This is a genomic window from Acinetobacter sp. COS3 (assembly GCF_000475335.1).
Taxonomy (GTDB): Bacteria; Pseudomonadota; Gammaproteobacteria; order Pseudomonadales; family Moraxellaceae; genus Acinetobacter; species Acinetobacter venetianus.
The window spans coordinates 99,378-114,209 of the sequence record NZ_AXCD01000003.1 but is presented as its reverse complement, the minus strand read 5'-3'; the positions used below and the strand labels follow the sequence as shown (position 1 = coordinate 114,209).

The following is a 14,832-nucleotide window of genomic DNA, read 5'->3' as shown; positions in this document are numbered from 1 at the left end:
GTTGCATGATAAAGGGACGGACATCATAGTTCTGACTAAGTCCGCTTAAATCAAGGCTTAAGCTCGCAGCGAAGAGTGGGCTTTTTTGTTGCCATTCTTTAAAGATAATCTCGATAACATCAACCACAGTTTTATTCATAAACACTCGGCTATTGCGACGTTTTTTCCAAAGTGTGGTGGGATCTTCAAGTGTGAGTTTATAGAGGCTTAAACTGCCGTCGGATTGGCCTTGTAGTGCCTGAGTAATAATACCTGTGGTACGGAACAATTGTCCTGAGTCGGTGACTTGGTCGACCGCCACTTGGCTACCAATGAATTGTTTTAATGGAATCGTAGCATCAGTGGATAAGCAAATCAGTTCTGCACGAATGCCTTGATTGATTTCATGTTGCCCATCTATACGTTGTAAAAACACCTGAGCATTTAATATAGGATTAGAAAATTGAATATGGATGGCACGTTTTTGTGGGGTGATGCCTAATTGATCTAATGCGCGAAATATATTATTCAACATCTCTTGTTATTTAATATTAACTTAAATTTCGCGCATTCTATAAACCATAGACTAATCTGTCTATGTTTTTAATGTTACTTTATTGCAACAATTTAAACATTATATTGATCTATTAAGGTGCTAATTAGCTACACAAAAAAGCCCAGTCATCACTGGGCTTTTTAAATTAAACAAACCGAATTGGTTTAAACTCAGGCTCATTTTTGTGATGATCATCATCACACTCTTCACCATCTTTTTTGGTACCACGATCGATATAACCGCTACGCTGTTCTTTCGGTAAATTTTCCATTTCCCATGCATAAACAGCTTGCATACAAATTTCGCGTTGCTCTTTTGTCAAAGCTACACCATTTGGCCATTTACCAATTTCAACAGCAGTTTTTAAGCGCTCAACAATCTCAGGATTTAAAATAGCGAGCATTTGTTCAATATTCATGATTCATCCTGTTGAAAAGATTCAAAATCTTGATTCCAACCCAGTTTAGTACGGCAAGCCATATAAAAGTCATAACCAGGCGGATGTAATAAGCTAAGTTTAAACGGATGTTTACGAATATGCACGGTGTCACCAACATTTAATGCAACACTGTGTTGTCCATCAGCACTTACCATTGGCAAAACACGATTCTCACGAATTGTAATTTTGATTTCACTCTGACCACCAACCACAATTGGACGAGATGACAATGTGTGAGGATGCATTGGAACAAGAGCAATTGCATCCATACTAGGGTGTAGAATCGGTCCACCACCCGACAACGCATAAGCTGTTGAACCAGTAGGCGTTGAAACGATTAAACCATCACTGTGCTGGCGGTACACATACTGACCATCGATATTCAAATCAAAATCAAGCATGTGTACTGATTTACCCGAATGCAATACCACGTCATTGAGTGCAATTGCATCATAAATCGTTTCACCATTTGTCCGAACTTCCATTTCTAATAAGAAACGGCGATCGAGCTGGAATTGACCTTGTAATACCTGATCAAGTTTAAAAATGGCTTCAGCAGGTTTTATATCAGTTAAAAAACCTAAACGACCGCGGTTAATACCAATGACTGGCGTACTATAGCGAACCAAGGCACGCGCAGCATGTAACAGCGAACCATCACCGCCAACGACGATCACAAGATCTACAACTTCACCCAGCAAGTTACGACTTACTGTTTGACCGTGACTATAAGGTACAAGTTTTGCCGTTTCTTGGTCAAAAACTGGGTTTAAGCCTAAAGTGATCAAATGATCATGAATTAAACATAACGTTTCTACTACAGAATATTTATCTGGTCGCCCAATTAGACCAATATTTCGAAAGGATTTATGGGAAATTTGCACGAATAATTCAGCTCCGCTGCGATTCCTGACTATCATATCATTAACAATCAATGTTGCGTTGATGATTGATTAAAAAGTATAAAAATGTCTATCCGTTGTTTTTTTATACGATTAATGTCAACGGATTCTTAAAGTTTTTATTGCATGTTGCTATTTATTCACAGTTTTATGATTGCAAATTACTGACAAGCTATCGCATCATTACCACCATTGTTTTGGTTTTAACGCAAATCTATGAAGTTTGAACGTGGTATTGGTTTTCTAGCACTTTTATTTTCAATTTTAGTGATCGGTGTTTTTATTGCCTTTAGTATCTATTTGATCCGTTTAGATAATATCATTCGGGACAAGTTTGAAGGTAAGCGTTGGGATATCCCTGCAAAGGTATTTGCTCGGCCTTTAGAGATCTATGCGAATGCACCAATCACTCAAGATAATTTCACTCAAGAATTGAAATTACTCGGCTACAAAAACACAGCGAATTACGACAAATCTGGTAGCTATGTTGTTCAAGGCAACCAGATGTATGTTCATACACGCGGTTTTGACTATGGTGATAGTACCGACCCTGAGCAAGTATTAGAACTTGCTTTCAATGATGGTCAAGTGAGTGATGTACGCTCTACCAAGCCATCGAATACGGGAGTCGCACGTTTAGAGCCATTATTGATTGGGGGAATTTATCCTCAGCATAATGAAGACCGTGTTCTGATTAAATTAAACAAAGTTCCTAAAACACTCATAGAAGCGTTAATTTCAACCGAAGATCGTAATTTTTATCATCATCATGGTATTTCGATTCGTGGTACTGCCCGTGCAGTAGTTAGCAATATCACAGGTGGTCGACGTCAAGGTGGTTCTACATTAACTCAGCAGTTGGTCAAGAACTTTTATCTCTCACCTGAAAAAACATTGAAGCGTAAGGTGAATGAAGCATTAATGGCTTTGTTAATTGAGTTGCACTACAGCAAAGATGAAATCCTTGAGGCTTATTTAAATGAAGTAAATCTCGGTCAAAATGGTAACTATTCAATTAATGGCTACGGTTTGGCTTCACAGTTTTATTTTGGTTTACCCTTACGTGAGTTAAATATTTCACAACAAGCTTTTTTAGTCGGCTTAGTTCAAGGCCCTTCTTTATACAACCCTTGGCGTAATCCTGAATCAGCAAAAAAACGTCGTGATGTCGTGCTCAATAACATGTTAGTGATGGGCTATCTCACTGAAGCAGAATACCAAGATGAAATTGCTCGTCCTTTAAATGTAGTAAGTAAGCCAACTTTAGGGCCAGCAAAATTCCCTGATTTCCTTGACATCGTTCGTCGTCAATTGCGTACTGAATATCAAGAAAGTGACATTACCAATCAAGGTTTAAGAATTTTTACAACACTTGATCCTATCGCACAAACACAGGTTCAAAACTCATTCAAGAGTACAGTTGAACGTTTAGCAAAGAACAATCCTGCTCGCTTAAAGAACCTACAAGGTGCTGTGCTTGTTGCACATCCAGAAAATGGTGAAATCATTGCAGCAGTTGGTTCAACCCAAGACTTTACAGGCTTTAACCGTACTTTAGATGCCAAACGCCAAGTAGGTTCATTATTGAAACCTATTATTTATCTCAATGCGATTGAGTCTGGTCGCTATACATGGGCTAGCCCGATTGAAGATAGTGCTGTAAACATTCCTATTGATGGCGATAAGAGTTGGACACCAAAGAACTATAGTGGCGGTGAACACGGCGTTGTTCCAATGCAACAAGCGCTAGCAAACTCATATAACTTATCGACAGTCCGTTTGGCAAATGAGTTTGGCCTTGCTGCATTTAGTAATAAATTGCGACAATTCGGTGTTAGCTCGGATATTCCAGCCTACCCTTCTATCTACCTTGGTGCTGTGAATATGTCACCGATGGAAGTCCTGAGCGTATACGGCAACTTTGCAACGGGTGGCTTTAAATATCCGCCACGCTCGATCCGTACAGTTGTTGATGCTAAAGGTCGCCTACTTGATCGTTATGGTTTAAACGTTCAACAAACCATTGATCCAGCTGCTGCCTATATTCTGAATTATGGTTTACAACAAGTCATGCGTTCAGGTACAGGTCGCTCAGCCTATAACAGTCTTCCTGAAACACTCAATCTTGCAGGTAAATCAGGTACAACTAACGATACCCGTGACTCATGGTTTGCTGGTTACTCTGGTAATAATCTTGCGGTTGTATGGTTAGGCTTAGATGATAACAAAGTGACAGGTTTAACGGGTTCATCAGGTGCTTTACCTGTTTGGATTAATGTGATGAAGCAACTACGCCAAGAACCAGTTAATCTACGTCAAACAGATAATGTTCAGTGGCAATGGATTGATAGTGCAACTGGTGATTTATCTGCTCAAGGCTGTGATGGTGCAATGTATATTCCACTATTAAGACAAACTGTTCCACGTCGTGCAACGGTATGTGGCCAATCACATTATGAAGTGGAGCCGACATATATTCCTCAAACTGATGAAAATCAGGATTATGATCACAATGATGGCATCACTAACTATATTCGAGAAAGTGAAAACCAAATGGATGCTGACCTGAACAATCACACAGCTCCAAGCCGCATTATTTCTAGCGGTAGTTACAACGGTGATAACTAATCTACAAGGATGTTTTTAGTATGATGAAGAAAATTACATTGATTATTGGCGCGTTAGTTCTTGCTGGCTGTACAGCAGCACCTGAAAGAACTACCAAACCACCAACACACTCAACGCAAAATAAGACTCAAAAGAAGAAAGTTGAACAACCTTCTTCCGGCGTCAAAATTACGCCTTATGAGCAAAAAGAAATTAAACGTCAAAATGTGCCTGTGATTGTTCCTGAGCAGAAAGTTCAACAGAAGTTTAATGACGGAAGCCAACTTCCAGCTTTCAGAAACTTGATGCAAAAGACTCAAACAGCCTTTAAACAACGCAAATATACTGAGGCCGAGCGTTATGCACTTCAAGCACAACGCATCGCTCCACAAGCTTCTGAAACCTATTTGTATCTAGGCTTAATTGCCGAGCAGAATAAGGAATATGCAAATGCAGAAGCCTTAGCACGTCGTGGTTTAAGCTATGCTCAAAGCAATGCGATGAAAAAACAACTTTGGTTAATCGTATTACGTGCGAGTCAAGCACGTAATCATCCAGTCAAAGCACAAGAAGCCAAGAAAGCAATTCAGGCACTTTAATTTATACAATTGAATTAAATTGACTTATTCCTGCAAGCCCATAAGCGTGATATTTCTGGGCTTGTTCTATTTCTGTTGGTGCAACACCACCAAGTGCAAAAACTGGAATATCACTTTTCTGTGCTAAGTCTGAAAAATTATCCCAGCCTAGAACTTTCGTATCAGGATGTGTTGCTGTCACATGCACAGGACTAAGTAGGATTGCATCACAACCTAAATGATGTGCATGCTGAATTGATACTGCATCATGGCATGCCGCTAAAAAACGTTTGCCAATATTTAGATCACCTTTACTCAAACTCATAAGTTGTGATTGTTTTAGGTGAATGGTTGAAATTTTGTCTTTTAGCTCAGTATTTAAGCGTTGCCAGATATCAAAATTAATGGCTAACTTAGCTAACTGCTGATCATCTAATCCAAGCAATTGTTGTTCAATTTGCTTTATATCTGTTAGTTCTGTCCGCCAGTAAAATAAACTTGTTTGTTGTGGTAAAGCGGATAATTCATGATTTATTTTTATTAAATGCGACCAAATCAAACGATCTAAAATTGCAGCATTTGCTTTTGGAAAGTTTAGTTCTGCGAGTTGATCACGGTTAAACCATGTCCACGGCTGATGAATTAAGTTAAGTAATTCATCAGGTACATAAGCATGGAATAAGTGTAAATTTACGATAATGTCATCATACTCATGACATATCACATCAAATCTATGCCAATCTTTTAAACCGATTCCAACCTCCTCATAAATTTCTCTTCTACACGCTTGTTCAGGTGTTTCCCCTTTTTCCACCTTTCCACCAGGAAATTCATGCTTATTTCCTTGATGCTGATTAGCTTGTCTCCAACCCACTAAAACTTTGGATTTGTGTAATAAAATTGCGATTGCAACATCAACTGTAGCTTTTGCCATAACAGTCTAAAATCTCTCATCTTTTCCAGTTGATTTTAAGTAATTAAAACAATCTTTCCCATGCCATTTTAGGAAATAAATAAATCATTTTGTAAATTATAAAAATTTCCGTTGACAGGTCTATTCGATAATGATTATCATTTAAAACATTAAGAAATACACCACGGAGCATAACAAATGAACGCACCATTTAACTTATTTACTCGCAGCACTGATGCAGCTCAATCGCTACCAATGCTACATTCAAACAACCTTTTTGCTTTAGGGCGTGAAATTAGAATTATGCATGCAGGTGAAGAATATCGTTTACGGTTAACTCGAAATAACCGTTTGATTTTAACGAAGTAATATAATAATAACCGAATAAGAATAAACGTGGGAATAGCAGTATGTCAGCGCGTACTGCTCTTTTTGTTTTGCTTAAAATTTTATCAATATGATTTCCACATCTGAAAACCATATCGATCATTTAACTCACAATTAACTTAAAGGTACAATCCTTAATACTTCTTCTAAAGTCGTGACTCCTTCAATGACTTTACGCGCACCAGCAATTCTCAAAGGTTCAATGCCTTCTTTCTTCGCTCTCGCTCTCAACTCATCAAGCGTGCCATTTGCACTAATCAATGATTTTAGTTCCAAGCTTACTGGCATAAACTCATAGATACCCACACGACCTTTGTAACCCGTTTGACGACAAACCTCACAGCCTACAGCTTTATACATTGTCGTTGGCATTTCCATGATGTAGTCAAAGGTGAGATGCTCCCACTCTTGCTCATTCATTTGTGTTTCTTGCTTACAGTGTGGGCATAATCGACGTACTAGACGCTGTGCTAACACACCTAAAATGGTCGCTGCGGTTAAAAATGGTTGAACACCCAGATCATGTAAACGGGTAAGACTTGATGGTGCATCATTGGTATGCAAGGTTGATAAGACCAAATGCCCTGTTAATGCTGCTTGAATTGCCATGTTCGCTGTGTCATGGTCGCGAATCTCACCTACCATAATAATGTCAGGGTCTTGACGCATTAAAGCTCGCACGCCATCTGCAAAACCAAGTTCAATATTTGGATTGACCTGCATTTGGTTAAAACTTGGCTCTAGCATCTCGATTGGATCTTCAATCGTACAGACATTGACTTGTTCTGTGGCCAACTGTTTTAGAGATGAATATAAAGTTGTAGTCTTACCTGAACCCGTAGGCCCAGTCACCAGAATGATGCCATGACTATGCTGAGTGAGCGATTGCCAGCTTTGCAACAAATGACCTTCAAACCCAAGTTGTTGGAAACTGCGTACCAACACTTCAGGGTCAAAAATACGCATTACAAGCTTTTCACCAAAAGCCGTAGGTAATGTAGAAAGACGTAACTCTGTTTCTTGGCCTTTAGGTGTTCTTGTTTTTAAACGGCCATCTTGCGGTTTACGTTTTTCAGCGACATTCATACGTCCTAAAATTTTAATACGCGAAATCACAGCCGTAAGCGTATTTGCAGGCATGTTATAGATAGTATGTAATACACCATCGATACGAAAACGAACTTTCCCTTTGTCTTTCCTTGGCTCCAAATGAATATCACTAGCACCTTGTTCAAAAGCAAATTGCAACACCCAATCTACAAGTTTGACAATATGCTGATCATTTGCATCGGGGTTTTGTGTATCCCCTAATTGTAATAATGCCTCAACCCCTTTATTTTCACGATCATAAAGATTGGCATTTTGTGATGAATTAACAGCACGACTCACTTGGTAATATTCCACCAAATAACGCTGTAATTGTTCTGGGCTCAGTAAAACTGCTTCAATCTTTTTCGGCGCTAAACTTCGTTCTAAGTTATTTTTCCATTCCAAAGAAAACGGTTGGCTTGTACCAATCAGAAGTTTTTCAGCATGTACCTCTACCGCCAAAATATGGTTACGTACAGCAAATTCTTGTGACATAACACTGGTTAATGCAGTCACATCAGCTTTTAGTGGATCAATCACATATAAAGGAATTTGTGCTTTTTCAGCGAGCCATTGGCATAAGCGATTTAGTGTTAAGTTTGCAGCAGGATTTACTTGATCTTTTAGATTAAAACTCGCAATCCATTGTAATGGATGCCATTTCAACTGATCTTTTTGACGGTGTGTTGTTTGAATTAACAACTTATCACGCTCTGTAATACGTCCGTCTTTTTGTAATTGTTCTAAACACCAAAATATATCGATTTCAAAGTTAAACGTCATTGTTATACCCCAATTAAGCACTATACTATAACAGAGTTTTCTTGAAAAAATTTAGATCATTTTTACTGTTTATTTGCATTAAATGCATTATAAAAACATATAGATAACGAATTACTCATCACAGAAATTTGACTAATTTTTTGTTATCCAGTCATAGAACATCACCAACAAAGTTCGAAGCCTTAGCCGATTTTAAAATAAGTAAATAATCAAAGAGATTACATATGAATGATGTCATCACATTATCGCTACAAGATACACCATTTAATCAGTTGATCATGATTTTTGCAGTCTCTCTAGGGTGTGGTTTACTTATCGGTTTAGAACGTGAACGAAGTAAAGGAAAACATAAAAGCAAAACATTTGCAGGTTTTAGAACTTTTGCCATTGCAGCTTTATTAGGAACGCTGTGCTTTCTATTCAATTTTGTTATTGGCATTGTTGGCGCACTTTTAGTTGGGGCAATGAGTATCGCTTCTCTTAAAAACCAGCAAGAAGACCCAGGTGTAACCACTGAACTTGCTTTTATCATGACTTACTTTATTGGCGCGGTATGCATCTGGAATATCACATTAGCTGCTGGACTCGCCGTTTTATTAACTATTTTACTCATGGCAAAAGAATCTCTACATGGCATTGCCAATCAATGGATCAGTGAAAATGAACTACGCGATGGTGTGTTACTTCTTTCTTTAGTTTTAATTGGATTACCACTCGTTCCTGATCAAGCTTTTTGGGGTCCTGTATTAAATCCATATACGATCTTAAAGTTACTGAGTCTTATTCTTTTTGTTCAAGCTTTAGCACATATTGCCAAAAGATTACTTTCTTCAAAAAATGCATTGGCACTTTCATCTTTAGCCTCTGGCTTTGTTTCAAGTACCGCAACAGTCGCCAATTTAGGCATGGAAGTTCGCAATAAAAATGCTGATCCAATTGTTAATGCTGGTGCAGCATTGATGTCTTGTGTTTCAACACTCATTCAAATGTTGATCATTGTTGCAAGTATCAGTTTTGCATGGTTAAAACTCATTTTCTTACCGACTTTGATTGCAACTGTTATTTTGTTCATTTGGTCTTGGTATCTGATGCGCCGATCTGACACGATAGATCATGTGATGGATACAGACTCAAAAATGTTTAGTTTTAAAAATGCTGTGATTATCACACTTGCGTTATCAGGTATCCAAGTTGCAATTTATGCACTTAACCTATGGTTAGGGAGTACAGGACTTATACTGGGTACAGTGATCGCATCCCTATTCGAAATACATGCTGCTATCGCTGCAATTGTGGTACAAGGTGAACCAGAGACAGCTCAATCAATGCCTTTATTGATCGCCTTAATGGTTGGCTTACTCGCACATTCTATTTCTAAAAGTATTAATGCGGGACTGACAGGTGGCTACCGCTACGCATTCGCTTTTGTCCCAGCACAAATTGTACATATGGGTATTTTGGCTATCCTATTGTGGTTTGGAATTTAAGTCTTCGATATTAAAGGCTTAAAATAAGGATTCGGTCATCTACAATTTTAAAGTTTACATCCCACTCTGAAAATTTCATCTTATATACTCGCTCTTCGTCGTCATGATATGCAGGGCGTGGATCTAAAGATAAAACTTCAACCAGTTCTTCTAGCTTTTTTTTGATTGAAGCATCAGCTTTTATCAAATCAAATTGCTGTATTTGAGCTGATTCTGACCAAACAATGTTTTTACGTTTAGGCACATCTTGTGCGTATCCGCTCACGGCATCTGCAATTGCATCAGAATATTGAATATAAGGTTTGATATCTAAAATAGGCGTGCCGTTTAATAAATCACTTCCAGTTACATACACCCGAAGTGTCTTTCCTTGCTTTTCGACACGCAAAAATCGCACAACAGATAAGCCTATTGGCGAAGGTCGATACATGCTTCGCGTTGCAAAAACACCTATTTTTTGATTACCTCCAAGCCTTGGAGGTCGTACTTGAGGACGAAATTTAGGTATTTGATTCAAAGAGTTATCATTATTTTTATTTTCATGGAACTGCCATAGTAACCATAAATGACTAAACTCTTCGATCCCCTCGAAAGCTAAAATATCATTGTATGGCTCAATCATATCAATGTAGGACTCGACTTGGACTAAATTGGGCTGTCTCGGTATGCCAAATTTCTCACGATAAGGTGAATGCATATACCCAATGATCGGCATAACAACAGAGTTAATCATCACTTTTTCTGATAAACACAATTAAATATATTCAGTTTATCGAGAATGTTTTTAGATTAGAATAGCAATCTGTTTCTTTTAACTGTGATCGAGACCTTTAATGGCTGCTTTTAACGTTGAACGCATTACTGATGTTCACCACTGGAATGACACACTTTTCAGTTTTAAAACTACACGCGACGCAAGCTTACGTTTTAAAAATGGTCAGTTTGTGATGATCGGACTTGAAGTGAATGGTAAGCCTTTAATGCGTGCTTATTCGATCGCGAGTGCGAATTATGAAGAAGAACTAGAATTCTTCTCTATTAAAGTACAAGACGGTCCTTTAACTTCTATTTTACAAAAAGTTCAAGTGGGTGATGAAATCCTTATTTCTAAAAAACCTACAGGTACTTTAGTACACGATGATTTATTACCAGGTAAGAATTTATACCTTTTATCTTCTGGTACTGGACTTGCGCCTTTCTTAGCTTTACTTCGTGATCCAGAAACTTACGAAAAATTTGAAAAAGTAATCATGGTACACGGTACGCGCTACGTTTCTGAACTCGCATACCAAGACTTAATTTTAAACGAGCTTCCTAACCATGAATTCTTCCAAGAGTTAGGTATCAAAGATAAATTGGTCTATTACCCAACAGTTACTCGTGAACCATTCCACACTCAAGGTCGCGTAACGACAGCAATCGAGTCTGGTGAACTTTTTGAAAAAATTGGTTTACCACGTTTCAATCGTGAAACTGACCGTGCGATGCTTTGCGGTAGCCCTGCTTTCTTGAAAGACGTTGCTGCATTATTAGACCAACATGGTTTAGTAGAATCACCACGTATGGGTGTAATGGGTGATTATGTAATCGAACGCGCATTCGTTGAAAAATAATACCTATCATAAAAAACCGAGGTTTATACCTCGGTTTTTTTATTAATTAATTAAAACTTCATAACCACTTAAATAAATATTAAAATTTAAAAAACTTTAATATATTATTAAGTATCAACTTAATAATTAGGCAGCATCGAGTGATATTAATCGCTCAATATAATACCAACACTCTTCAATTTGATGATGATCTTTATTCACTTTTGCATATGCAGTCATTCCATCCAAAATATTAATGTACATCGACGTTAATACATGAGGTTGATAGACCTTTGCCTTTTCAAATAAACCTTCAACCAAACCCATTAACCACTCTCTATATTCAACGATCGGTTTGATAATAGAAGGATAGGTTTGTAATATTTCTAATGAGGCTTTTTGAAACATACACCCATGGAAGTCATCTGAGTTAAACCATGCTAAATGCCAAAAATAGACTGCCTTAATTTTGCCAAGATAGTCATCTTCTTTTTGTAAACTTACTTCATACTCAATTGCAGCTTGGATGCTTTTATTACGACGTGATAAGCACTCTTCTATCAAGCTTTCCTTTGAAGGGAAATACTTGTAAAAAGTCATCTTTGCTACACCTGACTCGCTAATGATTCGATCAACCCCAACCGAGCTATAGTTATGGCGATTAAAGAGATTAAGAGCCGTTTCAATAATATCTTCTTTTTTTGACATGTTATTATCCTTTTAGAATTTTAAAAACAACTTAATGTATTATTTAGACACGGTTAAAGCTGGATAATTCTGGCAACCATGTTCCTTCATATTATTTTATGAGTATTACAGAAAATAGCTAAAAATACCTTATCTACACCTATATAAATTAAGCAAAAAGTCACATACAAACAAGCTAATTTGTAAAAAAATCTTTCGATTCTTAAAAAATTAAAATATTAAGTGAACTACCTCACCTTTTCTTAAAAATAGATTAAATCTACAAAGTTTATTTTAATTTTTCAGATTGTTTAATAAATTGATTTCACAAAAAAATCATTTTATATTTAAATTATCCAATAAAAAGGTATTTGGTTGATCTAATAGTTATATTCATAAGCAACCAAAGCAAATCGAAACTATATAATTGGAAAAAGCAATAATATTAATTCATTGAGTAGAAGACTATGCCAAAAAAATTCGAAGATTTTGACAACCCTAGACAGAAAGCTATAGACGGAATGAAAAATAGTATTTCTGAAACGTTATGGAATAAGAACCTGAATTTTCTGAAAGAATTACGCGCAGAAATTTCAAATCATCCTGTTTCAAAACACCCTGCAATCCAGCTATTAAATGATGGCTTGATTGATAAAGAAACCTTAAAACATATTCATTTAGAATATCGACATGCCATTGTCCAAGTGTTTACAGATGCGTTGTTGATGGCACAATTTCAAACCAAGCAACTTGAACCACGTCTTTTATCAGGTTCGAAGATGTATCCGCGTTTTTTATTAAATCTTAACATTCTAGATGAGTTCGGCTTCCGACCAGCAGTAGACCAAGATGGCTATTACTCTGGTAATCCTCAATATGCGCACTATCCATTGTTTGAAGATGTGCTTGATGACTTTGAATTATCGCAATCTGAGCGTAATAATTACCAACCATCAATTATTGCACAACAAGTTCGAAACTATTTAGAACGTTCATTTGATCGTTACCAAGCTGTTTCGGCTCTACTTGCTGTAGCAGAAGAAGAAGTTATTCTGTTTAGCCCTGCTTTACGTCAAGCAACCAAAGCTGTTGGATTTGATGTTGATGGCGGTTACTACTATGTACACGGCGTATCACATGATGAAACAGCTGAAGCGGCAGATGATGATCATGAAGATGATTTATGGTTTGTACTTGCTCAAGCATGCGTCGAATCAGATTACGCAGCAATTCGTCAAATCTGTTTGGAATACTGTGATTTATGGCAGCAATTTTGGGATGAGCAAATTGCAACTTATCAATATGAAACCTTCCGAAAACTGGCTTAGTTTTAGATCAAGGTCATTTCTATACTCAATATAGAAGTGACCTTGTCATTTAAAACAAGAGTGATCGATGTGCTGCTACGCCCGCCATTGTTCCATCTCCTACAGCCAATGAAACAGAACCACCTAAACGCGCAACATCTCCACAAGCAAAAACACCAGTAACTGAAGTTTCTTTCAATGTATTGGTTTTAATCATTTCACCCATAGAGTTCTGTTCTAACTCACATCCTAGATTAACAATCCACTCTTGATTAATTAGACATCGTGTACTCACAAACGCCCCATCTAAAGCAACCGAGCTATCATCTTCTAAAACAATATTGCATTCTCCATTAATTTTTTTAATCCTTCTTTTTTCAATCTTGATATTTCGAGCTTGCAGTGCTTGTTCTGTTTCTATATCAATACCTTGATTATTTAAGAATAAAGTGACACTCCCCCAATCAATCAACATCATCGACATATGGATAGCATGTTCAGAAGATGCAATGATTCCTATATTGCCTTTGTTTAACTCATAACCATGACAATATGGACAATGAAAAATACTGGTTCCCCATCGCTCTGAAATTCCTTTAATTTCGGGTAATTGATCTTTTATACCTGTGGCTATGATCAAGCGTTTTGCTGTTAAGGATTGAACGCCATCAATACAAACATGGAAATGCCCATCTTTCATTTCAACTCGCTTTACTTTGCCTTGCTGCCAGCTCACAGTTTCATATTTCATTAATTGCTGTTTGCCAATATGCGCAATTTCACTTGCAGGCGTACCATCTTGAGTCAAAAAACCATGAGAAAATTCGGCAAAGCGATTTCTCCTTTCTCCTGCATCGATAATGACAACATTTCGTCTCGCTCTAACCAAGGGTAATGCAGCTGCTAAACCCGCATAGCTTCCACCAATTATTGCTACATCATAAATCATAATCACACCTATAAGTAACTTTTAAAGTTACAATAATGCTATTCTTTTTATTTTGCAACTTTTGATGTTACATTAAGACAACTCTAACTTTTACAATCCTACCTTATGCGAACAGACAGCAAGCTTTCACGAATGCTACATGTGCTCTTACACATGGCTAGAAATAACAAGACTTATACTTCTGATGAGATAGCGAAAATGCTAGCTACAAATCCTGTAGTGATTAGACGAACAATGGCAGGCTTGAAAAAAGCAGGCTTTATTCACTCTGAAAAAGGTCCTAAAGGCGGTTGGTCATTGGTTGAAGACCTAAGTAAAATTACGCTTTTTGATATTTATAATGCGGTTGGCGAGCCAACTATTTTTGCAATGGGCAATGAAAGAGCAAATCCAGATTGTGCTGTCGAAAGAGTCGTAAATGCTGCTTTAGATGATGCAATGAATCAAGCGCAAACGATCTTACTTACCCAACTCAAGGCAACGACACTTGCCGATCTGGCATTGGAGTTTGATCAGATTTGTACTCAAGAATCTTTTAAGTAATTGAAGATACGCTAGATAAAACCAACTTCATTAA

At 37.4% G+C, this 14,832-nt stretch carries 15 protein-coding genes; 7 read left to right on the top strand and 8 right to left on the bottom strand.

Going from position 1 to position 14,832, the window contains the following annotated elements; all coding sequences use genetic code 11:
* The 3 genes from IO68_RS18970 to IO68_RS18960 form a co-directional block, all read right to left on the bottom strand.
* A partial coding sequence (locus IO68_RS18970; RefSeq protein ID WP_023012556.1) for a contractile injection system protein, VgrG/Pvc8 family occupies positions 1-514 on the bottom strand: 514 nt, incomplete at its 3' end.
* Positions 515-680: 166 nt separating this feature from the next.
* Entirely contained in the window at positions 681-953 is a 273-nt protein-coding gene (locus tag IO68_RS18965; RefSeq protein WP_004879988.1) for a YeaC family protein, read from the bottom strand.
* Positions 950-1,858: an NAD(+) kinase gene (locus tag IO68_RS18960; RefSeq protein ID WP_004879991.1), complete on the bottom strand. Its 909-nt coding sequence runs from the start codon at positions 1,856-1,858 to the stop codon at positions 950-952. Before IO68_RS18960 ends, IO68_RS18965 begins: the two co-directional genes overlap by 4 nt.
* Positions 1,859-2,092: 234 nt before the next feature.
* Here IO68_RS18960 and mrcB point away from each other — a divergent pair, with 234 nt between their 5' ends.
* Positions 2,093-4,504: a penicillin-binding protein 1B gene (gene mrcB, locus IO68_RS18950; protein ID WP_023012554.1), complete on the top strand. Its 2,412-nt coding sequence runs from the start codon at positions 2,093-2,095 to the stop codon at positions 4,502-4,504.
* Between the two features lie 20 nt (positions 4,505-4,524).
* Positions 4,525-5,082 (top strand): tetratricopeptide repeat protein, encoded by a 558-nt coding sequence (locus tag IO68_RS18945; protein ID WP_023012553.1) that lies wholly within the window; start codon positions 4,525-4,527, stop codon positions 5,080-5,082.
* A 1-nt stretch (position 5,083) separates the two neighbouring features.
* On the opposite strand, the gene IO68_RS18940 is transcribed toward IO68_RS18945, so the two are convergent.
* Complete coding sequence (locus IO68_RS18940; RefSeq protein ID WP_023012552.1) at positions 5,084-5,995, bottom strand: NUDIX domain-containing protein; 912 nt, start codon at positions 5,993-5,995, stop codon at positions 5,084-5,086.
* Positions 5,996-6,172: 177 nt separating this feature from the next.
* On the opposite strand from IO68_RS18940, the gene hemP reads away from it, so the two are divergent.
* Positions 6,173-6,343 carry a hemin uptake protein HemP gene (hemP, locus tag IO68_RS18935; protein WP_004661888.1) on the top strand — a complete coding sequence of 57 codons (171 nt, stop codon included), beginning with the start codon at positions 6,173-6,175 and terminating at the stop codon, positions 6,341-6,343.
* Positions 6,344-6,475: 132 nt separating this feature from the next.
* On the opposite strand, the gene IO68_RS18930 is transcribed toward hemP, so the two are convergent.
* Positions 6,476-8,233: a GspE/PulE family protein gene (locus IO68_RS18930; protein WP_023012551.1), complete on the bottom strand. Its 1,758-nt coding sequence runs from the start codon at positions 8,231-8,233 to the stop codon at positions 6,476-6,478.
* A gap of 224 nt (positions 8,234-8,457) precedes the next feature.
* Between IO68_RS18930 and IO68_RS18925 the strand changes: the two genes are divergently transcribed.
* Positions 8,458-9,720: an MgtC/SapB family protein gene (locus IO68_RS18925; RefSeq protein WP_023012550.1), complete on the top strand. Its 1,263-nt coding sequence runs from the start codon at positions 8,458-8,460 to the stop codon at positions 9,718-9,720.
* A 10-nt stretch (positions 9,721-9,730) separates the two neighbouring features.
* Here IO68_RS18925 and tsaA read toward each other — a convergent pair whose 3' ends face one another.
* Entirely contained in the window at positions 9,731-10,435 is a 705-nt protein-coding gene (gene tsaA / locus IO68_RS18920; protein ID WP_031234657.1) for a tRNA (N6-threonylcarbamoyladenosine(37)-N6)-methyltransferase TrmO, read from the bottom strand.
* A gap of 118 nt (positions 10,436-10,553) precedes the next feature.
* Here tsaA and IO68_RS18915 point away from each other — a divergent pair, with 118 nt between their 5' ends.
* On the top strand, positions 10,554-11,333 hold the full coding sequence (locus tag IO68_RS18915; protein WP_004880003.1) for a ferredoxin--NADP reductase: 780 nt from the start codon (positions 10,554-10,556) through the stop codon (positions 11,331-11,333).
* 126 nt (positions 11,334-11,459) lie between these two features.
* Here the strand turns inward: IO68_RS18915 and IO68_RS18910 are convergent, their stop codons facing one another.
* Positions 11,460-12,020, bottom strand: coding sequence for a TetR/AcrR family transcriptional regulator (locus tag IO68_RS18910; protein ID WP_004880004.1), 561 nt, complete (start codon positions 12,018-12,020; stop codon positions 11,460-11,462).
* Between the two features lie 446 nt (positions 12,021-12,466).
* Here IO68_RS18910 and IO68_RS18905 point away from each other — a divergent pair, with 446 nt between their 5' ends.
* Positions 12,467-13,327, top strand: coding sequence for a hypothetical protein (locus IO68_RS18905; protein ID WP_023012548.1), 861 nt, complete (start codon positions 12,467-12,469; stop codon positions 13,325-13,327).
* A 49-nt stretch (positions 13,328-13,376) separates the two neighbouring features.
* On the opposite strand, the gene IO68_RS18900 is transcribed toward IO68_RS18905, so the two are convergent.
* Entirely contained in the window at positions 13,377-14,255 is an 879-nt protein-coding gene (locus tag IO68_RS18900) for an NAD(P)/FAD-dependent oxidoreductase (RefSeq protein ID WP_023012547.1), read from the bottom strand.
* A 105-nt stretch (positions 14,256-14,360) separates the two neighbouring features.
* Between IO68_RS18900 and IO68_RS18895 the strand changes: the two genes are divergently transcribed.
* Entirely contained in the window at positions 14,361-14,798 is a 438-nt protein-coding gene (locus IO68_RS18895; protein ID WP_034603132.1) for an Rrf2 family transcriptional regulator, read from the top strand.
* Positions 14,799-14,832 lie beyond the last annotated feature (34 nt).

Coding starts and splice junctions, on each gene's coding strand:
- IO68_RS18905 (WP_023012548.1), top strand. CDS start 12,467: ATGCCAAAAAAATTCGAAGATTTTGACAACCCTAGACAGAAAGCTATA.
- IO68_RS18915 (WP_004880003.1), top strand. CDS start 10,554: ATGGCTGCTTTTAACGTTGAACGCATTACTGATGTTCACCACTGGAAT.
- IO68_RS18940 (WP_023012552.1), bottom strand. CDS start 5,995: ATGGCAAAAGCTACAGTTGATGTTGCAATCGCAATTTTATTACACAAA.
- IO68_RS18965 (WP_004879988.1), bottom strand. CDS start 953: ATGAATATTGAACAAATGCTCGCTATTTTAAATCCTGAGATTGTTGAG.
- tsaA (WP_031234657.1), bottom strand. CDS start 10,435: ATGCCGATCATTGGGTATATGCATTCACCTTATCGTGAGAAATTTGGC.
- IO68_RS18900 (WP_023012547.1), bottom strand. CDS start 14,255: ATGATTTATGATGTAGCAATAATTGGTGGAAGCTATGCGGGTTTAGCA.
- IO68_RS18895 (WP_034603132.1), top strand. CDS start 14,361: ATGCGAACAGACAGCAAGCTTTCACGAATGCTACATGTGCTCTTACAC.
- IO68_RS18910 (WP_004880004.1), bottom strand. CDS start 12,020: ATGTCAAAAAAAGAAGATATTATTGAAACGGCTCTTAATCTCTTTAAT.
- IO68_RS18925 (WP_023012550.1), top strand. CDS start 8,458: ATGAATGATGTCATCACATTATCGCTACAAGATACACCATTTAATCAG.
- IO68_RS18930 (WP_023012551.1), bottom strand. CDS start 8,233: ATGACGTTTAACTTTGAAATCGATATATTTTGGTGTTTAGAACAATTA.
- IO68_RS18945 (WP_023012553.1), top strand. CDS start 4,525: ATGATGAAGAAAATTACATTGATTATTGGCGCGTTAGTTCTTGCTGGC.
- mrcB (WP_023012554.1), top strand. CDS start 2,093: ATGAAGTTTGAACGTGGTATTGGTTTTCTAGCACTTTTATTTTCAATT.
- hemP (WP_004661888.1), top strand. CDS start 6,173: ATGAACGCACCATTTAACTTATTTACTCGCAGCACTGATGCAGCTCAA.